This is a genomic window from Streptomyces sp. TSRI0107, from assembly GCF_001905845.1.
In the GTDB taxonomy this organism is placed as follows: Bacteria; Actinomycetota; Actinomycetes; order Streptomycetales; family Streptomycetaceae; genus Streptomyces.
Genome location: NZ_LIVZ01000018.1, coordinates 111,783 through 131,924 on the forward strand (window position 1 = coordinate 111,783; position 20,142 = coordinate 131,924).

Consider the following 20,142-nt stretch of genomic DNA (forward strand, 5'->3'; position numbering starts at 1 on the left):
TCCCCGGGTTCCTTATCGCTTGTGGCCGTTGCTGTGGCCGTTGGGATGCAGGACGACCTTGGTCCAGCCCTCGTCACGGGCGTCGAAGTGCTCGTAGGCGGTGGGAGCCTCGTCCAGGCTGAGCTCGTGGGAGACGACGAAGCCCGGCTTCGCCTTCCCGCCGGCGATCAGATCCCGCAGCGCCCGGTTGTACTTCTTCACCGGCGCCTGCCCGGTCCCCATGTGCTGGCCCTTGAACCACATCATGCCGAAGTCGATCGGAACCTTGCCCTGAGCTTCCAGCTCCCCCTGGGCCTCCGCGCCGCCGGGATCCTGGGGCAGGAACACCCCCACCACACCGATGTCGCCCGTGAACCTCACCGAGTCGATCAGGCCGTTGAGCGTCAGGCTGGCGTCCTCGTGCCCCTCCGGATCGTGCGCCTGGTAACCGACGCACTCGCAGCCGTTGTCGGCACCCAGACCGAGGGTGGCCTCCTTGACGACCTCCGCCGGATTCTGCTCGGCGGTGTTGATCGGGATCGCCCCGATCTCCTCCGCCTTGCGCAGCCGGTCCGGCTGATGGTCGGCCGTCCAGACGCGGCCGGCACCCTTGAGCAGAGCGGAGTAGGTCGCCATCAGCCCGACGGGACCGGCCCCGAAGACGATCGTCTGGTCACCCGGCTTGACGTGGGCCATCTCGGTGGCGTGATAACCGGTGGGGAAGATGTCGGCGAGCATCACGTAGTCGGTCTGCCGCTCGGCGGCGTCCTCACCCAGACGCAGCGCGTTGAAGTCGCCGTAGGGCACACGCAGCAGCTCCGCCTGGCCACCCTGGTAGGGGCCCATGTCGGCGAACCCGTAGGCGGCTCCCGCGAGGGCCGGTTCCGGCTGCATGGTCAGGCAGTAGTTGGTCAGACCCCGCTCGCACTGCTTGCAGAAGCCGCAGGCGATGTTGAAGGGCAGGACCACGTACTCGCCGACCTGGACCTTGCGGACGGCCGAGCCGACCTCCACGACCTGGCCCATGTTCTCGTGTCCCAGCGTGCGGCCGGACTCGAACGAGGTGCGGCCCTCGTACATGTGCAGGTCCGAACCGCAGATGTTGGTGGTGGTGATCTTGACGATGATGTCGCAGGGGTGCTCGATCTTCGCGTCCGGCACGTCCTTCACCGTGACCGTCCGCGGTCCTTCATATACCGCTGCCTTCATGATGACTTCCCTTGATGTCGCGGCGTGGCGGTGATGGAGAGGGCGCAAAAGCCTGACTCTCGGAAATTGCTACGACGGGGTCCGTGTCTCCGGCGCGCCTCTACGGGCCGTTCACCCGGATCAGGTGGAACGGTCGTTTTGCCACCGGCCCGCCAGGCGGAGCTTCCGCGCTCCGGCGGCGTTGCGTCCGGGTCCCCGTCGGCCCCCCAGGCGAAACAACCACGCACCGACCGATCAGCGGCATCTCGGATCCGGAGGACCACCAACCGATGGCACATCTCCGACTGAGGTCACCAGCTACGCACCGTGGTCGTCCTCCAGCATGCGGCGGCGTTCCTGTTCGCGCATGGAATAGGCGGCTGCCCGGATCGCCTCGTCGCTCTCCAAGCCAGATCCCAGCGCACCGCCCACCGTGGCGACCGAAGCGACGAACCAGGCCAGCGTCCAGTACTCCGCGGCGTGCAACGGGGTTCGTGTCGTGGAAGCGAACACCTGGTCGTTGAGGATGAACAGCGCCCACACCAGGTTGATGACCACCAAACCCGCGTAGCAGACGAGCACCCCGATACCGACGGTCACGACCGTCGAGGCGTTGTAGAGAGCCGCCCGCTTCCTCGCCTCCGGCGAAATCTCATCCGTTCGATGCCACAGGTTCGCGTCCACGATCAGCCAGCCGATCATGAGCGCGACAGACCCGACTGTGGCGATCACCAGGCGCGGCGTGCTCAGGGAGGTGGCCAAGCTCCAGACAGTGGAGTTCACGGTGGCTACCGCTCCAGTGGCGAGTGCGGCCGCCAGGGCTTTCGACAAGCCCGGCACCAACCGCCACGGCCGGTTGGCTCGGACCATACCGAGGAGCACCCGCAGGTAACCGCGCGGCCCACTGACGACGTACCGCAGATCGGCGATCTCCTCCTCACCGACCTGGCCCGGATGGATGGGCGCGAGACGACCGATGAAGGGCCCCCGCAGCGGCTGGCTTCCCGGAGGCCCCTCAGGTCCGGTGGCCTGCGGGCCCGCCAAGCTGAGCACGGCTTCTTCAACGGCCTGCCGGGCCCTGGTCTGCAGCCGGAAGCCCCCCAACGACGGAAGGGACAGCAGCGCCAAGCCGTGTTCGTGATTCAGATCCACCACGAGTTTGCGCCCGTGTGAGTGCAGCGGAAGGTCGGTGAGGGCCACGACGATGTCCCAGTTCCCCTCACTTGCGCGGTCCATGATCCGCTGCATCAAGGTGGGCGGGTCCTCGACCTCTGCGGTGAAGGGCTCACTGATCACTTCGACGTCGAACCGTCGTCCCCGGCCTGACCTGTCGGCGAGCCGATCAGGAAGCATCCGGGCCATGCGCCGCGCGATCTCCGTCGGTGCATCCGGATCCGCCAGAAGAGCAACCACCGTAACGCCCAGAGGCGACACCCGCATGACTCCCTCTCGTCGGCTGCCCCCGCGATCGCGAGTGCCCACAGAATGCCCCCGAGGCAACGCCGACGGCGCGTGACACGCTGGCCTCTGTCGGCAGGTGCAGGCAGGTGCAGGCAGGTGCAGGCAGTACGGTCACATCTTCTCGTTCTCCGCCGTGCAGGACCTGCCCCACCACCGGGCCACACGGTTTGCGCCACCGCGAACACCAGCTCCCGCGCCAACCGGCCCAGGCTGCTGTTCACGGGTCTCTTCCGAGCGCTCGTGTGAGCGGGGCCCGGTGACGGCGCCTGTCGCGCGGTTCGCGGCGCGATCAGGTAATCAGGAACGGTGGACAAGGACGCGACCGACCCGTTCGTGCACGTCCGGGGCGCGGGTGAAAACAACCTGCGGAACATCGATGTCGACGTTCCGCGGGACGCGATGGTCGCCTTCACCGGCGTCTCCGGTTCGGGCAAGTCCTCGCTCGCGTTCGGCACGCTCTACGCGGAGGCCCAGCGGCGCTACTTCGAGTCCGTGGCACCGTACGCCCGAAGGCTGTTGCAACAGGTCGGCGCACCACACGTGCAGGAGATCACCGGACTGCCACCGGCCGTGGCCCTGCAGCAGCGACGCGGGTCGCCCGGCTCGCGCTCGACGGTCGGCACCCTCACCACGCTGTCCAATCTGCTGCGCATGCTGTACTCCCGCGCCGGCACCTATCCGCCCGGCGCCGCACGGCTGGAAGCCGAGTCGTTCTCACCCAACACCGCGGCCGGCGCCTGCCCGGAGTGCCACGGACTGGGCGTCGTGCACGACGTCGCCGAGGACCTGCTCGTCCCGGACCCCTCGCTGAGCATCCGCGAGGGAGCGATCGCCGCCTGGCCGGGCGCCTGGCAGGGCGCCAACCTGCGCAGTGTCGTGAACGGCCTGGGCATCGACATCGACCGGCCGTGGCGCAGCCTCAGGAAGAAGGACCGGGACTGGCTGCTGTACACGGACGAGCAGCCCTCCGTGTACATCGAGCCGGAGGAGGACCGCGTCGACTACGGCTATCAGGGCAAGTTCTGGAGCGCCCGCAAGCACGTCATGCACGTCCTCGCCGACTCCAAGAGCGAGCGGATGCGCGAACGGGCGCTCCGGTTCGTCAGGAGTGTGCCCTGCCCCGAGTGTCACGGCAGCGGACTGCGGCCCGAGGGGTTGGCCGTGACCTTCGCCGGACGCTCCATCGCCGAGATCAACGCGATGCCGCTCACCGAGGTCGTGGCGCTGCTGCGGCCCGTCGCGCGGCGGTCCGAGGCCGACGCCACCACCTCGACCGCCCGATCCGGGGAGACAACCGAGGTCGCGGTCCGGATCTGCGGCGATCTGGTCGCGCGGATCGACGTACTGCTCGACCTGGGCCTCGGATATCTCAGCCTCGGGCGCCGCTCGACGACCCTGTCGCCCGGCGAGGCGCAGCGCCTGCGGATCGCCACCCAGCTGCGCTCGGGGCTGTTCGGCGTCGTCTACGTCCTCGACGAACCCTCCGCGGGCCTGCACCCGGCTGACGCGGAACCGCTGCTGGACGTGCTGGACCGCCTCAAGGCGGCGGGCAACTCGCTGTTCGTCGTGGAGCACGACATGGACGTCGTACGGCGGGCGGACTGGGTGGTCGACATCGGACCCGGCGCGGGCGAGGGCGGCGGACGCGTGCTGTACAGCGGCCCGGTCGCCGGTCTCGAGCGGGTCGGGGAGTCGGCCACGAGCCAGTACCTGTTCGGGCGCGCCCAGCCGCTCGATCACCGCCCGCGCACACCGCACGGCTGGCTGCACCTGAGCGGCGTCTCCCGCCACAATCTGCACGACGTGTCCGTCGACGTACCGCTCTGCGTACTGACGGCGGTGACGGGCGTGTCCGGTTCCGGAAAGTCGACGCTCGTGACACAGGTGCTCGCCGAGGTCGTCCGCGGCCACCTCGGACTCGTGCCCGAGGAGCCCGACGAGGCGCACCTGGAGGTCGACGTCCGGGACGCGTCGGGGGTCGAGTCGTTCGACCGGCTGGTCCTGGTCGACCAGCGGCCCATCGGCCGGACTCCCCGGTCCAACCTGGCCACGTACACCGGGATGTTCGACGCGGTGCGCAAGCTGTACGCGGCGACGGACGAGGCCAGGGCGCGCGGCTACTCGGCCGGGCGGTTCTCCTTCAACGTGCCCGAAGGGCGGTGCGAGACCTGCCAGGGCGAAGGATTCGTCGCGGTGGAACTGCTGTTCCTGCCCGGCACCTACGCGCCGTGCCCGACCTGTCGGGGCGCCCGGTACAACGCCGAAACGCTGGAAGTCACCTACCGCGGCAAGAACATCGCGGAAGTGCTGGCGCTGTCCGTCGACGCCGCCGCCAAGTTCCTGTCCGACGTCCCGGCCGCCTGCCGCAGTCTGGAGACGTTGCGCGAGGTCGGACTGGGGTACCTGCGGCTGGGCCAGCCCGCGACGGAACTCAGCGGCGGTGAGGCGCAACGCATCAAACTGGCCACCGAGCTGCAGCGAGCCCGCCGCGGGCACGCGCTCTACCTGCTCGACGAGCCGACCGCGGGGCTGCACCCCTCGGACATCGCGCTGCTGCTGCGGCAGTTGCACCGGCTCGTCGACGTCGGCAACACGGTCGTCCTCGTCGAGCACGACCTGGCCACGATCGCCACCGCCGACTGGGTCGTCGACCTCGGTCCGGGCGGCGGCGACGCGGGCGGGCGGGTGGTCGCGGCGGGTCCGCCGACCAAGGTGGCGAGGGCCCGCCGCAGCGCCACCGCACCCTATCTCGCGGCCCGGCTCGCGCGCTCCTGACGACAGAATCGCGATCGCGAGTCCCCGAGCACCTGCGGCGCGACCCGGTGGCCGGGTGGTCCCGCGCACCAGCGCGGTGCGCGAGTACGCCGGCTTTGCGGCAACCGCGGGACCCGACCTGCCGCGGCAGCCCCGCAGCCCGGCGTGAGCGGCCGCGTGTGGCAGGAATGACCCCATGCACATGGTGATCGCGGGTGGACACGGAAAGATCGCGCGCCGGCTGACCCGGTTGCTCTCGGCGCGCGGCGACAGCGTCACGGGGCTGATCCGAAACCCAGACCACGCCGACGACCTGCGCGCGGACGGTGCGGAACCGGTGGTGTGCGATCTGGAGCACGCCTCGGTGGACGAGGTGGCGGGCCACCTTGGCGGTGCCGACGCGGCACTGTTCGCCGCGGGGCCGGACCGGGCAGCGGCGCGGCCCGCAAGCAGACGGTGGACCGGAACGCGGCCATCCTCCTCGCCGACGCGGCCGAGCGCGCCGGGATGCGCCGCTTCCTGGTGATCTCCGCGATGGGCGTGGACAGCCAGCCGCCGCCCGGCACCGACCCGGTGTTTGCCGCCTACCTGAAGGCCAAGGGCGAGGCGGACGCCGACATCGCCTCCCGTCCGGGACCGGACTGGACTGGACTGGACGATTCTGCGCCCGGGGACGCTGACCGACGACCCCGGTAGCGGCCGCGTCACGCTCGCCGAGCACACCGACCGCGGCCCAGTGACGCGCGATGACGTGGCTGCGGTGCTCGCCGGCCTGCTCCACGAGCCCAGGACCGCCGGGCGCATCCTCGAGCTGATCAGCGGGTCCACCCCGGTCGAGGAGGCGGTGCGCGCCGTGGCCGGCGGCTGACGCCGCACTCCGCCCGTGCCCGGGTGCGGGTAATGACTCACACCCGGACGCTTTCAAAGGCGCGCTGCCCAGCGAGGCCGACACGTGTTCCGCAAGCTGAGCGACATCGCCGCGCCGAGCGGTACCCCCTTGGAGCACCGGTCGATCGGCTACGCCCTCGGGTATGCCCAGGCGATGTGGGAGAAGGGGCACGTCGAGGAGGCCCGGGACAAGCTGGACCGGCTGAAGAACGCCTTGGCAGGGATGGGATGAGATGGGAATGGAACCGCACCAGGTGGCCGCCGGGTTCCTACCGGAGCACACGGAGAGTCTCGAGCACTCCCCAAGGTGACGAACCGGGTGGCTCCACGCCTGCGTCTGGCGCGTCAGGAACGCACAGGTCCGGTTGCCCCACGAGCACGAGAGAAAGGATCCACACATCTCGGGTAGCCGGCCCGTGAGCGGGTACGCGACATGCCGCTCGGTTCTCTGAGAACGTCGAGGGACGGAGTGGTCCCATGGCCAGCAGTCGGGCGCACAGCCTGTACCACCGCTGCACCCACCTGAAGGGCAGCCTTCCACGGGGCAGCGCCGGACAACACCCGACGGCCGCGCTCGGAGGGCCCCGCCCGCCCGCTCGCACCCCAGCCGACCATGCCCTCCACGAACTGGACGCGCTCTCCCGCGCCCTGTTCGGCACCCCGGACGAAGTCGAGATCCTGCGCCTGGCCATGGACCACATAGCCGCTGCGGGGCCCTACAGTGCCGAGGCCGGATACCTCAACGTGGGCGGCGACCTGGTCCCCAGTCGATGGGACGGGCAGATGCCTGCCTTGGCCGTGAGCCGGAGGGTGCGGGAGCTGGCCGGGCAGGACGGCAACGTGACCGTACCCGGCAGGCCCTGGGGCCGGGCCCTGGGGTTGCGCGGACTTGAGGGACTCCACGGCTACCTCGTGGTGACGTCCCGCTCCCGGCCCACCAAGGCCGAGCGATCTCTGCTGGCCACGCTCGTCCGGTACACCGCTGCCGCACTGTCAGTCGCTTTCGCACATCGCCGCCTACGCGAGGACGCGCTGGAGCTGCACCGACTGAGGGATGAACGTACAGTCCTCCAGCGGCAGCTGATCTCTGTGGTGGCCGAGCTGGGCTACGAGCGAGCCGTTCACGCGCTCATGGCCGGCGTCGCCGCCTCGGGTGGCGGCGAGGAAGCTGTCACCCGCGCACTGCACGGGCTCACCGGACTTCCTGCGCTGGTCGAGGACCGCTTCGGTCGGCTGAGGTCCTGGACCGGCCCCAGCCGCCCCGTCCCCTATCCCGAACCGGACCCAGTGCGCCAGGACGAAATGCTGCACGCCGTCGCCCGTCAGGCCGGGCCGGTGCGGATAAGGGACCGGCTGATCACCCTGATCCGCCCGCACGGCGAGATTCTGGGCGTGCTGGCCCTGGTCGATGCCCGGGACGAGGCCGACGAGCACACCGTGCTCGCGCTGGAACGCGCTGCCGCGTCACTCGCCCCGGAGCTGACGCACCTGCGCAATCTGGCCGAAGTGGAGCTGAGGCTGCACCGCGAGCTGGTGGACGACCTTCTGGCAGGGACGGACGAGGCGAGCGCCTACGCCCGGTCCGAGGCCGTGGGACACGACCCGCACCGCAGCCACTACGTCGTCGTGGTGCAGTGGTCGAACCGGACCGCCGACGATTCCTTCGCACAGACCGTGGGGCGGGCGGCTTCCGCCGTGGGCATGCGCTCGCTGCTGACCCGACGCCACGACCACGTCGTCCTGGTCGCCGACGACAGGCCGCACCCCCGCGCACTGTACGACGCGCTCGCCCGGGAGACCGGAACACGGTCCGGGACGATCGGGGTGAGCGCCGCTTCCGACTCCCTGAACGACATCCCCCACCACTACCAGGAGGCGCAACGCGCCCTGGACGTGCGCCGCCACTCCCGCGAGCGCTACGGCACGTCGTTCTTCGACGAGCTCGGCCTCTATCGCATCCTGGGACCCGGCAACGATTACCGGGAACTGGAGACGTTCGTCCAGGAGTGGCTCGGGCAGCTCATCGACTACGACTCCCGGCATCAGGCGGCCTTGGTCGAGACCCTGTCCCGGTACTTCGACTGGGGTGGCAACTACGACGAGACCGCAGAATCCCTCGCGATACACCGCAGCACACTGCGCTATCGGCTCCAGCGCATCCGCGACATCAGCGGCCACGACCTCGCGAACGTCGAGGACCGGCTGAACCTCCAGGTGGCGACCCGAGTGTGGAAGATCGTGCTGGGCGGGCCCGGCTGACGCCTCGCTGGAACTCCTGCGGGGGTGGTGTCAGCAGGGATCAGCTACCGCACGGACTCGTACAGGTCAGTGGTGTAGTCGGCGCCCTGGGGCGGCTGTCGCCCGCTGGGTCCGGTGGCAGGCCAGCAAGTGATAGCGCGCCTGGTACGCGCAGGCCATATCAGAGCAGAGCGCGGCGGGCAGCTGTTCGGGCCGGTCGCAGATGAAGCCGGTGACGCCGTCATCGACGGATTCCGGTACTGAGCCGCGGCGCAGGGCGACGACTGGTGTGCCGCAGCAGGGCGCTGTGCCTGTGGGCGCGGTCGGCTCACTCGCACCCAAGAGATGGGCATCACCTCGCACGGCCGTACGGCTGGCAGGAGGATACCTGCGCCTTTCATGCTGCTCTGCCAGGGTAGGAGGCAGCATTCTTTTTTGGCCTCGGGTGCGGAGGCGCTCAGCAGGGGGCTCTGCGAATCTCGACCGGGTAACAGCCGATGGCGGCGCGGGCGTGAGCGAACGACGCCGTCCGGTTCCTGGCGAGGAGGCGAGAGCCATGACCGTGATGGGTGTGTCGAAGTTCGAGAGGTTCTTCCGCGCCGCCGCAGGTCTCGATGTCGACAAGAACGACCTGAAGCGGTACGGCGACTTCGTCGACGCCAAGCTCTACGACCTCCTGGTCGTCGGCCAGGCGTCGGCCAAGGCCAACGGCCGCGACACCGTCGAACCGTGGGACCTGCCGATCACAAAGGGCCTCCAGGAGAGCATCCACCGGTTCCGGCGGCTCGACGAGGAGGTCGAGCTGAAGCCGATCGTGGAACAGCTCGCCGCGCACCCTCCCCTCGACAGGACACCCACCCAGGAGACCGAAGAGCGCTACCCCGAGATCATCGGCGGTCTCAGCGTCGCCCTCGCCGAGACGTTCGAAATCATGTATCCGGATGTCAAGAACCCGCAGACCAGCCACTGGGACGGCGTGACCTCGGTGTTCGACCGGCTGCTGTAGCAGTCGCGCCCCGGTGCGTGTCACCGATCTGAACTGACATGCCGGGCGGGGGCCGGAAGGTGGAGACGGGAGCCTTTGCCAAGGCCAGGGTCGCGTGCGCCCTGCAGTCCCCGGTCCGGAAAACGTACCGGGACGGGCCCTGCCGGCTGCCCCTGCCACTGGTGTCGTACAACCAGCGACTTGAAGGGAGCCGCACCATGACACAGGAACTACGGGGGATGCGCGTGGCGGTTCTGGCCGCCGACGGCGTCGAGCGCGTGGAACTAGACCAGCCGCGCGGTGCGCTACACGGCGCAGGGGCGAAGACCGAGATCGTCTCGCTCCATCCCGGCGAGATCCAGGCCCGCCAGTTCGACCTCAACGCGGCAGGAACCTTCCCTGTGGACCGCCTGGTCGCCGACGCCTCCGCCGACGACTACCACGCCCTGCTCCTGCCCGGCGGCACCATGAACCCCGACCAACTGCGCATGGACCGCGACGCGGTGCAGTTCGTCAGGGACTTCTTGGCCAGCGGGAAACCGGTCGCATCGATCTGCCACGGCCCGTGGACCCTGGCGGAGGCCGACGCCGTGCGCGGTCGCCGTCTGACGTCCTGGCCCAGCATCCGCACCGACCTGCGCAACGCCGGCGCGGAGGTCGTCGCCGACCAGGAGGTGGTCGTCGACGGGCAGCTGGTCACCAGCCGCGGCCCGGCCGACCTGCCTGCTTTCTGCGCCGCCGTCGTGGAGCAGTTCGCCCGGGCGCACCACCCCATGCCCGGCTGAACCCAACGGCCTGGCTGCGGAGAGAGCAGGCGATGCACGGTGGAGGTGGGCCCGCTCTCCACCCCGCGGGGCCGGTCAGCCGTGGCGGCCGCGAACCCGAACCGTCGTCCCGCCTCCTGTCCTCGCAGACCGACCGCCGGTGCCACTTTTCACCCCGCTGGGCGCAGGCGGGGTGACCGGGCAAACAGCCACTCTGGGGCCCGTCGGGACCACTCGGCGGTCTGCCGGCGGAAGGAGTGGCCATGACCGAGCAGGCCCGCAGGGCCGTTGCCTCGTACTCGACGTACCAGGAAGCCGAACGTGCCGTCGATCACCTCGCCGACCAGGACTTTCCCGTTCAGAAGGTGGCGATCATCGGTCGGGACATGCGCCTGGTCGAACAGGTGATCGGTCGAATGGGGTACGGCGAGGCCGCCCTCCACGGCGCGGCCACCGGAGCGCTGCCCGGCGTACTCGTCGGCTGGATCTTCGGGCTGCTGAACTGGCTGAATCCGGTCGTCTCCGGTCTGCTCCTCGCCCTGTACGGGCTGATCTTCGGAGCGCTCGTCGGTGCGCTGCTCGGCGTGCTGTTGCACGCGGCCCAGGGCGGCCGCCGGAACTTCGCCTCGGTCCGCTCGATGGAGCCCAGCCGGTACGACGTCGTGGTGGACGAGGACGTCGCCGATGAGGCCGTCCGGCTGGTCGCCGGTCTGGACGGCGGGGCAGGCGCGAACTCGGAGAGCGCCTCCTCACGGGCCGGCCGCCCGCGGAGCGACCCCGCCCCCAGCTGAACGAGTTTCGAGGCCGGGCGGACAGGGCCCGGAGGATGAACGGTCGCCGACGGACGTCGACCGCCGCGGAAGGAGTTCCTCATGGCCAAGGCAGTGGGCATCGACCTGGGCACCACCAACTCGGTGATCGCCGTGTGGGAGGGCGGCGAGCCGTCCGTCGTGCCCAACACCGAGGGCAACCGCACGACACCGTCCGTGGTGGCCTTCACCGACACCGGCGAGCGCCTGGTGGGCCAGCTGGCCCGTCGCCAGGCGATCCTCAATCCCAAGGGCACCATCTACTCGGCCAAGCGGTTCATCGGCCGGCACTTCGACGAGATCCCGGACGAGGCCAAGGCCGTCGCCTACGACGTTGTCCCGGGAGACAGCGGCGAGGCCCGCTTCAAGGTGCGTGACAAGCTGTACGCGCCCGAGGAGATCAGCGCCCTGGTGCTGCGCAAGCTCGCCGACGACGCCTCCAAGCAGCTGGGGGAACGGGTCACGGAGGCGGTCATCACGGTGCCCGCCTACTTCAACGACGCCCAGCGCACCGCCACCAAGGACGCCGGACGGATCGCCGGCCTGGAAGTGCTGCGGATCATCAACGAGCCGACCGCGGCCGCCCTCGCGTACGGCATGGACAAGAAGCAGCACGAGACGGTGCTCGTCTTCGACCTGGGCGGCGGCACCTTCGACGTGAGCATCCTCGACGTCGGCGACGGCGTGGTCGAGGTGCGTTCCACGGCGGGTGACAGCCATCTGGGCGGCGACGACTTCGACCGGCGTCTGGTCGACTACCTCGCGGACGACTTCCAGAAGGAGAACGGCATCGACCTGCGCAAGGACCCGCAGGCGCTGCAACGCCTGTTCGAGGCGGCGGAGAAGGCCAAGACCGAGCTCAGCTCCGTCACCCAGACCCAGGTCAGCCTGCCGTTCATCACCGCCGACGCCTCCGGGCCCAAGCATCTCACCGACTCGATCATGCGGTCCACGTTCGAGCAGATCACCGGCGACCTGGTGGAGCGCTGCCTCGGTCCGGTCCGGCAGGCCATGGCCGACGCCAAGGTCGGCGAGAGCGACATCGACGAGGTCATCCTCGTCGGCGGTTCCACCCGCATCCCCGCCGTCCAGGCGCTGGTGCGCCGACTGACCGGCGGCAAGGAACCCAACATGAGCGTGAACCCCGATGAGGTCGTGGCCCTGGGCGCCGCGATCCAGGCCGGGGTGCTCAAGGGCGAGGTCAAGGACGTCCTGCTGCTCGACGTCACCCCCCTGTCCCTGGGCGTGGAGACGCGCGGCGGAGTGATGACGAAGATCATCGAGCGGAACACCACCATCCCGGTGCGCCGCAGCGAGACCTTCTCCACCGCCGAGGACAACCAGCCCGCCGTCGACATCGTCGTCCTGCAGGGCGAGCGCGAGCGGGCCGCCGACAACCGGGTCCTCGGCCGGTTCCAGCTCACCGACATCCGGCCGGCGCCGCGGGGCGAACCGCAGATAGAGGTCACCTTCGACATCGACGCCAACGGCATCCTCAACGTCAGCGCGCGCGACAAGGACACTGGCAAGGAACAGGGCATCACCATCAGCGAGAGCTCCAACCTGGACCGGAGCGAGGTCGAACGCATGGTCCAGGAAGCCGAAAGCAACCGGGGCCAGGATCAGGCACTCCGCGAGGCCGTCGACGCCCGCAATGAACTCGACGCGATTGCCTACCAGGTCGAAAAGCGCCTGAACGAACTGGCCGACGCCGCGCCCGCACACGAGAAGGCCCGCGCCGAGATGCTGGTGGCAGAGGCCCGCGACGCGGTCAAGAACGAGGCCGGAGTGGACAAGACCAGGCCGCTGATCTCCGAACTCCAGCAGGTCTACGCCGGGCTCGCCGCCCACCAGGCCGAAGCGGCGGCGAGTGGTCCGTCGGACACCACCGGGCCGGACGGCGCCGGGCAGGGCGGAGCCGGCACCGACGAAGACGTGATCGACGCCGAGTTCGACAAGGGATGAGGTACCCGCCATGCCGATCCCTCCCCAGGACCGATCGTCCGGCCTGCCACCCGAAGGCGCCGCACAACCGCCGCAGGGCCACCTGCCCGAGCCCGCGCCGCCGACCACGGAGCCCGAACCGGGCCCCGACGCGGCCACCGGTCCGGCCGGGGTCGAGGACGAGTACGCGGCCGCGCTGAAAGAGGTCGAGGACCGCTGGCGGCGTGCCCTCGCCGACCTGGACAACCTGCGCAAGCGACACGCCAGGGAACTGGACCGGGAGCGCGCGCTCGAACGCGCCCGCACGGCCGCGGCCTTCCTTCCCGTCATCGACAACCTCGAACTGGCCCTGAACCACGCGGGCTCCGACCCCGGGGCGATCGTCGAGGGGGTTCGCGCCGTGCGCGACCAGGCCGTGTCCATCCTTGAACGCCTGGGCTACGAGCGTCACGCCGAGACCGGCGTCCCGTTCGATCCCTCCCGGCACGAGGTCGTCGGCGTGGTCCAGGACCCCGACGCCGAACCGAACACCGTGGCGCAGGTGCTGCGCCCCGGCTACGGCGAGGCCGAGCTGCAGCTGAGGCCGGCCGCCGTGACCGTCGCCAAGCGGGAGTGAGCGGCCATGGCACGCGACTTCTACGAGGTTCTCGGGGTCCCGCGAGACGCCGACAAGGACGAGATCCAGCGGGCGTATCGCAAGCTGGCCCGCAGGTACCACCCAGACGTCAACAAGGACCCCGCGGCGGAGGAGCGGTTCAAGGAGATCAACGAGGCGTTCAGTGTCCTGTCGGACCCCGACCAGCGGGCCCGTTACGACCGCTTCGGCGAGGACTTCCGGAAGGTTCCCGAGGACTGGGAGGAGCGGGTCGGTGCCGGCGCGGGACCCGGTGGCGGCTTCCGCTGGTCCACCGGGGGCGGCCCCCGGGTCCAGTACGCCACGAGCGGCTTCGGCGCGGAGGGCGTCGACGTCGAGGACCTGTTCGGCTCCCTCTTCGGCGGCGCCGGACGGATGCGTGTCCCCGGAGCCGACCAGGAAGCCGAACTGCCGCTCACCGTCGAGGAGGCCTACCGCGGGGGTCATCGCACCGTCACACTCGCCGGTCCCACCGGGCAGGCGCGGCGGTACGAGGTCGACGTGCCACCGGGTGTCACCGACGGGCAGCGTATCCGGCTGGCGGGCGAGGGCGGCCGGGGCAACGGTGACGCCCCCGCGGGGGACCTGTACCTGCGGGTGCGGATCCAGCCGCACCCCCAGTTCCGCCTCGACGGCCGGGACGTGTACGTGCAGCTTCCGGTCACGCCCTGGGAGGCCGCGCTGGGCGCGACGGTTCCGGTGCCCACACCGAGCGGGGCGGCGGCGAAGGTCAGCGTGCCCGCGGGCTCGTCCAGCGGCCGGCGGCTGCGGCTGCGCGGTGAGGGCATGCCGAACCCGCGCGGCACGAACGGCGACCTCTACGCCGAGCTCCGGGTCATGGTGCCGTCCAGTCTCAGCGACCGGGAGCGCGCACTCTTCGAGGAGCTCGCCGCCATCTCCTCGTTCGACCCCAGGAGGACACGATGAGTGACCCACGCGCCGGGGCGCGCCAGGCGTCTCGGCTGACAGCTCCCGCGCCGGCACGCGTCCGGTACGCGATCGTGCCGGTGCCCAGGCTCTCTCTGCAGACCGTGGCCCGCCGCTCCGGCGTCCATCCCGACCTCATCCGCCGGTTCGTCGCTCTGGGCCTGGTCGAGGCCGAGCGCGACGCCTCCGGAGAGCTGGTGTTCGAACCCACCGCACCGGCCGCCCTGGCCCGCGTCCAGCGGTTGCGCACCGGGCTGTGCCTGAACTACGCATCCCTCGGTCTGGTGCTCGACCTGCTCGACCGCATCAGCTTGCTCGAAGCCGCACTGCGGCGTGCAGGCATGAGGAGTGATCTACGCCCATGGACATGAACCGCCTGACCCAGAAGTCACAGGAAGCCCTGCAGGAAGCCCAGAGCGCAGCCGGCCGCCTGGGCCACACCGAGGTCGACGGCGAGCATCTGCTGCTCGCCCTCCTCGACCAGGAGGAGGGCCTGATCCCGCGGCTGCTGCAGCAGGCGGGCACCGAGCCCGAGAAGGTGCGCGCAGCCGTAAGCGCAGAGCTCTCCCGCCGCCCGAAGGTGACCGGCCCGGGCGCGGCGCCGGGCCAGGTCTTCGTCACCCAGCGCCTGTCCCGCCTGCTCGACGCGGCCGATCGGGAGGCCAAACGCCTCAAGGACGAGTACGTGTCCGTGGAGCACCTGCTGCTGGCCCTGGCCGAGGAGGGCTCGGCGACCGCCGCCGGGCGCCTGCTCAAGGAGCACGGCGTGACCCGGGAGTCGTTCCTCGGCGCGCTCACCCAGGTCCGCGGCAACCAGCGGGTCACCTCCGCCAACCCCGAGGTTGCCTACGAGGCCCTGGAGAAATACGGCCGCGACCTGGTCCTCGAGGCTCGGTCCGGGCGGCTGGACCCCGTCATCGGCCGTGACGCGGAGATCCGCCGCGTCACCCAGATCCTCAGCCGCAAGACCAAGAACAACCCCGTTCTGATCGGCGACCCCGGCGTCGGCAAGACTGCCATCGTGGAGGGTCTGGCCCAGCGCATCGTCCGCGGCGACGTCCCCGAAGGACTGCGCGACAAGACGGTGTTCGCCCTCGACATGGGCTCGCTCGTGGCGGGCGCCAAGTACCGCGGCGAGTTCGAGGAACGCCTCAAGGCCGTGCTGAGCGAGGTGAAGGCCGCCCAGGGGCGGATCCTGCTCTTCGTCGACGAACTCCACACCGTCGTAGGAGCGGGCGCCGCCGAAGGGGCCATGGACGCGGGCAACATGCTCAAGCCGATGCTCGCGCGCGGCGAACTCCACATGATCGGCGCCACCACCCTCGACGAGTACCGCAAGCACATCGAGAAGGACGCCGCCCTCGAACGCCGCTTCCAGCAGGTGCTGGTCGACGAACCCAGCGTGGAGGACACCATCTCCATCCTGCGCGGACTGCGCGAACGCCTGGAGGTCTTCCACGGAGTGAAGATCCAGGACACCTCCCTGGTCGCGGCGGCGACGCTCTCCCACCGTTACATCACCGACCGGTTCCTGCCCGACAAGGCCATCGACCTCGTCGACGAGGCGTGCGCCCGGCTGCGCACCGAGATCGACTCGATGCCCGCCGAACTCGACGAGATCACCCGCCGCGTCACCCGCCTGGAGATCGAGGAAGCCGCCCTGTCCAAGGAGACCGACCCCGCCAGCAAGGCCCGCCTGGAGGAACTGTGCAGGGAACTCGCCGACCTGCGCGCCGAGGCCGACGCCAAACGTGCCCAGTGGGAGGCCGAGCGTCAGGCGATCCGCCGCGTGCAGGAACTGCGTCAGGAACTGGAGCAGGTCCGCCACGAGGCGGAGGAGGCCGAACGCGCCTACGACCTCAACCGCGCCGCCGAACTCCGCTACGGCCGCCTCCAGGACCTGGAGCGCCGGCTGAAGGCCGAGGAGGAGCAGTTGACCGCCAAGCAAGGGCAGAACCGGCTGCTGCGCGAGGTCGTCACCGAGGAGGAGATCGCCGAGATCGTCGCCGCCTGGACCGGCATCCCCGTCGCCCGCCTCCAGGAGGGCGAACGCGAGAAGCTGCTGCGCCTCGACGAGATCCTGCGCGAGCGCGTCATCGGCCAGGACGAGGCCGTCAAGCTCGTCGCCGACGCCATCATCCGCGCCCGCTCCGGCATCCGCGACCCTCGCCGCCCCATCGGCTCGTTCATCTTCCTCGGCCCCACCGGCGTCGGGAAGACCGAGCTGGCCAAGACCCTCGCGGCGGCCCTGTTCGACTCCGAGGAGAACATGGTCCGCCTCGACATGAGCGAGTACCAGGAGCGGCACACCGTCAGCCGGCTCATGGGCGCACCGCCCGGATACGTCGGCTACGAGGAAGGCGGCCAGCTCACCGAGGCCGTACGCCGCAAGCCGTACTCGGTCGTGCTGTTCGACGAGATCGAGAAGGCCCACACCGACGTCTTCAACACCCTCCTGCAGGTCCTCGACGACGGCCGCATCACCGATGCTCAGGGCCGCACCGTGGACTTCCGTAACACCGTGATCATCATGACGTCCAACATCGGCTCCGAGCACCTCCTCGACGGCGCCACCGCCGAGGGTGAGATCAAGCCGGACGCCCGCGCCCTGGTGATGGGCGAGCTGCGCGGGCACTTCCGCCCGGAGTTCCTCAACCGCGTCGACGACATCGTGCTGTTCAAACCGCTCGGCGAGCGGCAGATCGAGCGCATCGTGGAGCTGCAGTTCGACGAGCTGCGCCGTCGCCTCGCCGAACGCCGCATCGCCGTCGAACTCACCCACGTGGCACGCGAGTTGATCGCCCACCAGGGCTACGACCCGGTGTACGGGGCCCGGCCGCTGCGGCGTTACATCTCCCATGAGGTCGAGACGATGGTCGGGCGCGCCCTGCTGCGCGGTGACGTCCAGGACGGCGCGACGGTCCGCGTCGACGCCGAGGCGGGGGAACTGGTGGTCACCTACGACCAGCCCGAGGACGTGAAGGGAGCGCGGGCGGCATGAGCACGATGCAGGCCACGACCGTCAGATGTCCCAACTGCGGGCGCACCAACCGGGTGCCCGTGGCCGCTGAGGGCCACCCCAAGTGTGGCCACTGCAAGCAGCCCCTACCGTGGATGGTGGACGCGGGCGACGACGACTTCACCGAGGTCGCCGAGCGGGCCGACGTCCCCGTCGTCGTCGACCTGTGGGCCACCTGGTGCGGCCCCTGCCGCATGGTCAGCCCCGCACTGGAGAAGGTCGCCACCGATCTCGCCGGCCGAATCAAACTCGTCAAGGTCGACGTCGACAGGAACCCGCGACTGTCGCAGCGTTTCGAGGTCCAGGCCGTACCGACACTGCTGGTCCTCGACCGGGGCGAGACGGTCGCCCGGCAGGCGGGGGCGGCGCCCGCCCCCGCTCTGCGCCGGTGGGTGGAACAGTCGATCAGCGCCAGGAAAGGGTGATCCGGATGACCCTGCATGCAGACCCCCACCTCGCGCTTGTCCGGCCGGTCCAGCCGCTGACCCCGGAAGGGTGTCAGGAGTGTCTGGTACTCGGCTCCCCGTGGGTCCACCTGAGGCTCTGCCTGACCTGCGGGCACGTCGGCTGCTGCGACTCGTCGCCGAACAAGCACGCGCGCAGGCACGCAGCTGGCGTCGCCCATCCGATCGTGCAGTCGTTCCAGCCCGGCGAGGAATGGCGCTGGTGCTTCGTTCACGAGGCGTTCGTCTGATGTCCGGCGACCAGTCGCTGCCGGGCGAAGAACCGGTGCCGGAGAAAGCGGACGAGGCCGCCTTCTGGGAGACCCCGGACATCTACGGCGCGTACCCGCGCCTCACGGAGGACCAGACAGCACGTCTGGAGGAGCACGGGCAACGCCGGAGCATGGCTCCGAACGACGTGCTGATCCGGGAGGGCGAGCGCTGCGAGACGTTCTTCGTCGTCCTCAGCGGTTCCGTCGCCGTCGTCGAGGACTACGGCACTCCCGGCGAGCACGTGCTGCGCGTGCACGGCCCAGGTCGCTTCATCGGCGAACTCGGCCTGCTGTACGGACAAGTGGCCTTCTACACCGCTGTCGTCAGGGAGCCCGGCGAGGTCCTTGTCGTCTCCTTGGACCAGTTGCGCCACCTGGTGTCCCAGGACCCCACCCTCGGGGACATCGTGCTGCGTGCCTGTCTGTGCCGTCGCGCGCTGCTCGTCGGACAGGGCGCCGGCTTCCGCATCATCGGCTCGCGCTATTCGCCCGACACCAGACGGCTGCGCGAGTTCGCCGTCCGCAACCGGCTGCCGCACCGCTGGATCGACCTGGAGACCGACGAGGAGGCCGAGGAGCTGCTGCGCCGCTTCGGCGTCGGCCCGGCGGAGACACCACTCGTCATCTGGCGGGACACCACCTTGTTGCGCAACCCCAGCAACGCGGAACTGGCCCGGCTCATCGGCCTGCCGTCACTGCCCGCCGGAAACCGTCACGGCGACGTCCTCATCGTGGGCTCCGGACCCGCCGGCCTCGCTGCCGCGGTCTACGCCGCCTCCGAGGGCCTGAGCACCACAGTGGTGGAGGCGATGGCCACCGGCGGCCAGGCCGGCACGTCGTCCCGCATCGAGAATCTGCTCGGATTCCCGTCCGGCATCTCCGGCGCCGAACTCACCGAACGCGCCGTACTCCAGGCCGGCAAGTTCGGCGCCAGGATCAGCATTCCGCTGGAGGCGACCGGTCTGCATCCCAAGGATGACGACCACTACGTCGTGGCGTTCGCCGACGGCAGCGAGATCGCTGCCCGCGCCGTCGTCCTGGCCATGGGTGCCCGCTACCGCCGGCTCCGGGTGCCCGGCATCGAACACTTGGAGGGAACGAGCGTGCACTACTCGGCGACCGTCTACGAGGCCCAGCAGTGCCGCACCGACCCGGTGGCCGTCGTCGGCGGAGGCAACTCGGCGGGCCAGGCGGTCCTGTTCCTCGCCGGATACGCGCCGAAGGTGCACCTGCTGGTCCGAGGAGCCAGTCTTGAGGCCAACATGTCCCGCTACCTGGTCGACCAGGTCGAGCGCCATCCGCGGGTGGAGGTCATGCTGCACACCGAGGTCACCGAGGTCATCGGCCAGGAAGTGCTGGAGGAGCTCGACGTGGTCGACAACCGCACGGGCGGGCACCGCCGGCTCGCGGTACGGAGCCTGTTCGTCTTCACCGGCGCCGAACCTCACACCGAGTGGCTCGCCGGCACCGTCGCCCTCGACTCCCGCGGCTTCGTCCTCACCGGGCCGGAGGCCCAGGAAGCCTGCGCCTCCCCCGAGGTGTGGCACGGCCGCGGGCGCTCGTGCATGACCCTGGAGGCCAGCCTGCCCGGGGTCTTCGCGGTCGGGGACGTCCGCAGCGGCTCGGTGAAGCGGGTGGCCTCCGCGGCCGGTGAGGGCGCGATGGCCATCCACTTCGTGCACCGGCACCTGGGGCACTCGGCCGTTCCCGGCACCACGGGCACGTCAGCTGTCGCGGGCCACTCGGACGTCTCCCCACGCATACGTCACAAGGAGTCCGCATGGCTCGCATGACGAGTGGCGGACGACGAGATCACGAGAAGGAAGAAGGAGGCGAT

Annotated in this window: 16 protein-coding genes and 1 pseudogene; 15 read left to right on the forward strand and 2 right to left on the reverse strand. The window is 70.1% G+C overall.

Annotation, left to right across the window (positions count from 1 at the left end; genetic code table 11):
* Window positions 1-12: 12 nt before the first annotated feature.
* Together AMK31_RS36370 and AMK31_RS36375 are read right to left on the reverse strand one after the other, a co-directional pair.
* A complete protein-coding gene (locus AMK31_RS36370) occupies window positions 13-1,188 on the reverse strand; it encodes a glutathione-independent formaldehyde dehydrogenase (protein ID WP_073945024.1) in 1,176 nt (391 codons plus the stop codon).
* Between the two features lie 297 nt (window positions 1,189-1,485).
* Window positions 1,486-2,607, reverse strand: a complete 1,122-nt coding sequence (locus AMK31_RS36375) for a hypothetical protein (RefSeq protein WP_073945025.1) — start codon at window positions 2,605-2,607, stop codon at window positions 1,486-1,488.
* Window positions 2,608-2,934: 327 nt separating this feature from the next.
* Between AMK31_RS36375 and uvrA the strand changes: the two genes are divergently transcribed.
* The 15 genes and pseudogenes from uvrA (at window position 2,935) to AMK31_RS36450 (ending at window position 20,098) form a co-directional block, all read left to right on the forward strand.
* Window positions 2,935-5,403 carry an excinuclease ABC subunit UvrA gene (gene uvrA, locus AMK31_RS36380; protein ID WP_073945026.1) on the forward strand — a complete coding sequence of 823 codons (2,469 nt, stop codon included), beginning with the start codon at window positions 2,935-2,937 and terminating at the stop codon, window positions 5,401-5,403.
* A gap of 175 nt (window positions 5,404-5,578) precedes the next feature.
* A pseudogene (locus tag AMK31_RS36385) lies at window positions 5,579-6,250 on the forward strand (SDR family oxidoreductase).
* Window positions 6,251-6,334: 84 nt separating this feature from the next.
* A complete protein-coding gene (locus tag AMK31_RS40815) occupies window positions 6,335-6,502 on the forward strand; it encodes a hypothetical protein (RefSeq protein ID WP_158074575.1) in 168 nt (55 codons plus the stop codon).
* 245 nt (window positions 6,503-6,747) lie between these two features.
* A complete protein-coding gene (locus AMK31_RS36390) occupies window positions 6,748-8,529 on the forward strand; it encodes a PucR family transcriptional regulator (RefSeq protein ID WP_198948652.1) in 1,782 nt (593 codons plus the stop codon).
* Window positions 8,530-9,064: 535 nt separating this feature from the next.
* On the forward strand, window positions 9,065-9,514 hold the full coding sequence (locus AMK31_RS36400) for a DUF1931 family protein (RefSeq protein WP_073945028.1): 450 nt from the start codon (window positions 9,065-9,067) through the stop codon (window positions 9,512-9,514).
* 197 nt (window positions 9,515-9,711) lie between these two features.
* A complete protein-coding gene (locus tag AMK31_RS36405; protein ID WP_073945029.1) occupies window positions 9,712-10,278 on the forward strand; it encodes a type 1 glutamine amidotransferase domain-containing protein in 567 nt (188 codons plus the stop codon).
* A gap of 242 nt (window positions 10,279-10,520) precedes the next feature.
* Window positions 10,521-11,048, forward strand: coding sequence for a general stress protein (locus AMK31_RS36410; RefSeq protein WP_241842845.1), 528 nt, complete (start codon window positions 10,521-10,523; stop codon window positions 11,046-11,048).
* An 81-nt stretch (window positions 11,049-11,129) separates the two neighbouring features.
* The gene (dnaK, locus tag AMK31_RS36415) at window positions 11,130-13,031 is read left to right on the forward strand and encodes a molecular chaperone DnaK (RefSeq protein ID WP_073945030.1); all 1,902 of its coding nucleotides are present in this window, start codon (window positions 11,130-11,132) and stop codon (window positions 13,029-13,031) included.
* 10 nt (window positions 13,032-13,041) lie between these two features.
* Complete coding sequence (locus tag AMK31_RS36420; protein ID WP_073945031.1) at window positions 13,042-13,626, forward strand: nucleotide exchange factor GrpE; 585 nt, start codon at window positions 13,042-13,044, stop codon at window positions 13,624-13,626.
* Window positions 13,627-13,632: 6 nt separating this feature from the next.
* On the forward strand, window positions 13,633-14,571 hold the full coding sequence (locus tag AMK31_RS36425) for a DnaJ C-terminal domain-containing protein (protein ID WP_073945032.1): 939 nt from the start codon (window positions 13,633-13,635) through the stop codon (window positions 14,569-14,571).
* The gene (locus tag AMK31_RS36430) at window positions 14,568-14,942 is read left to right on the forward strand and encodes a chaperone modulator CbpM (protein ID WP_241842846.1); all 375 of its coding nucleotides are present in this window, start codon (window positions 14,568-14,570) and stop codon (window positions 14,940-14,942) included. Before AMK31_RS36425 ends, AMK31_RS36430 begins: the two co-directional genes overlap by 4 nt.
* Window positions 14,933-17,572 (forward strand): ATP-dependent chaperone ClpB, encoded by a 2,640-nt coding sequence (gene clpB / locus AMK31_RS36435; RefSeq protein WP_073945033.1) that lies wholly within the window; start codon window positions 14,933-14,935, stop codon window positions 17,570-17,572. The genes AMK31_RS36430 and clpB overlap by 10 nt, the downstream gene beginning before the upstream one ends.
* Window positions 17,569-18,015 carry a thioredoxin gene (gene trxA, locus AMK31_RS36440; RefSeq protein WP_073945034.1) on the forward strand — a complete coding sequence of 149 codons (447 nt, stop codon included), beginning with the start codon at window positions 17,569-17,571 and terminating at the stop codon, window positions 18,013-18,015. The genes clpB and trxA overlap by 4 nt, the downstream gene beginning before the upstream one ends.
* A gap of 5 nt (window positions 18,016-18,020) precedes the next feature.
* On the forward strand, window positions 18,021-18,284 hold the full coding sequence (locus AMK31_RS36445) for a UBP-type zinc finger domain-containing protein (protein WP_073945053.1): 264 nt from the start codon (window positions 18,021-18,023) through the stop codon (window positions 18,282-18,284).
* The gene (locus AMK31_RS36450; RefSeq protein WP_073945035.1) at window positions 18,284-20,098 is read left to right on the forward strand and encodes an FAD-dependent oxidoreductase; all 1,815 of its coding nucleotides are present in this window, start codon (window positions 18,284-18,286) and stop codon (window positions 20,096-20,098) included. The genes AMK31_RS36445 and AMK31_RS36450 overlap by 1 nt, the downstream gene beginning before the upstream one ends.
* The last annotated feature ends 44 nt before the right edge of the window (window positions 20,099-20,142 follow it).

What these genes read in the sequence shown, in the direction of transcription:
- AMK31_RS36370 (WP_073945024.1), bottom strand. Translation starts at nt 1,188, where the DNA reads ATGAAGGCAGCGGTATATGAAGGACCGCGGACGGTCACGGTGAAGGAC.
- AMK31_RS36375 (WP_073945025.1), bottom strand. Translation starts at nt 2,607, where the DNA reads ATGCGGGTGTCGCCTCTGGGCGTTACGGTGGTTGCTCTTCTGGCGGAT.
- AMK31_RS36390 (WP_198948652.1), top strand. Translation starts at nt 6,748, where the DNA reads ATGGCCAGCAGTCGGGCGCACAGCCTGTACCACCGCTGCACCCACCTG.
- AMK31_RS36400 (WP_073945028.1), top strand. Translation starts at nt 9,065, where the DNA reads ATGACCGTGATGGGTGTGTCGAAGTTCGAGAGGTTCTTCCGCGCCGCC.
- AMK31_RS36405 (WP_073945029.1), top strand. Translation starts at nt 9,712, where the DNA reads ATGACACAGGAACTACGGGGGATGCGCGTGGCGGTTCTGGCCGCCGAC.
- AMK31_RS36410 (WP_241842845.1), top strand. Translation starts at nt 10,521, where the DNA reads ATGACCGAGCAGGCCCGCAGGGCCGTTGCCTCGTACTCGACGTACCAG.
- dnaK (WP_073945030.1), top strand. Translation starts at nt 11,130, where the DNA reads ATGGCCAAGGCAGTGGGCATCGACCTGGGCACCACCAACTCGGTGATC.
- AMK31_RS36420 (WP_073945031.1), top strand. Translation starts at nt 13,042, where the DNA reads ATGCCGATCCCTCCCCAGGACCGATCGTCCGGCCTGCCACCCGAAGGC.
- AMK31_RS36425 (WP_073945032.1), top strand. Translation starts at nt 13,633, where the DNA reads ATGGCACGCGACTTCTACGAGGTTCTCGGGGTCCCGCGAGACGCCGAC.
- AMK31_RS36430 (WP_241842846.1), top strand. Translation starts at nt 14,568, where the DNA reads ATGAGTGACCCACGCGCCGGGGCGCGCCAGGCGTCTCGGCTGACAGCT.
- clpB (WP_073945033.1), top strand. Translation starts at nt 14,933, where the DNA reads ATGGACATGAACCGCCTGACCCAGAAGTCACAGGAAGCCCTGCAGGAA.
- trxA (WP_073945034.1), top strand. Translation starts at nt 17,569, where the DNA reads ATGAGCACGATGCAGGCCACGACCGTCAGATGTCCCAACTGCGGGCGC.
- AMK31_RS36445 (WP_073945053.1), top strand. Translation starts at nt 18,021, where the DNA reads ATGACCCTGCATGCAGACCCCCACCTCGCGCTTGTCCGGCCGGTCCAG.
- AMK31_RS36450 (WP_073945035.1), top strand. Translation starts at nt 18,284, where the DNA reads ATGTCCGGCGACCAGTCGCTGCCGGGCGAAGAACCGGTGCCGGAGAAA.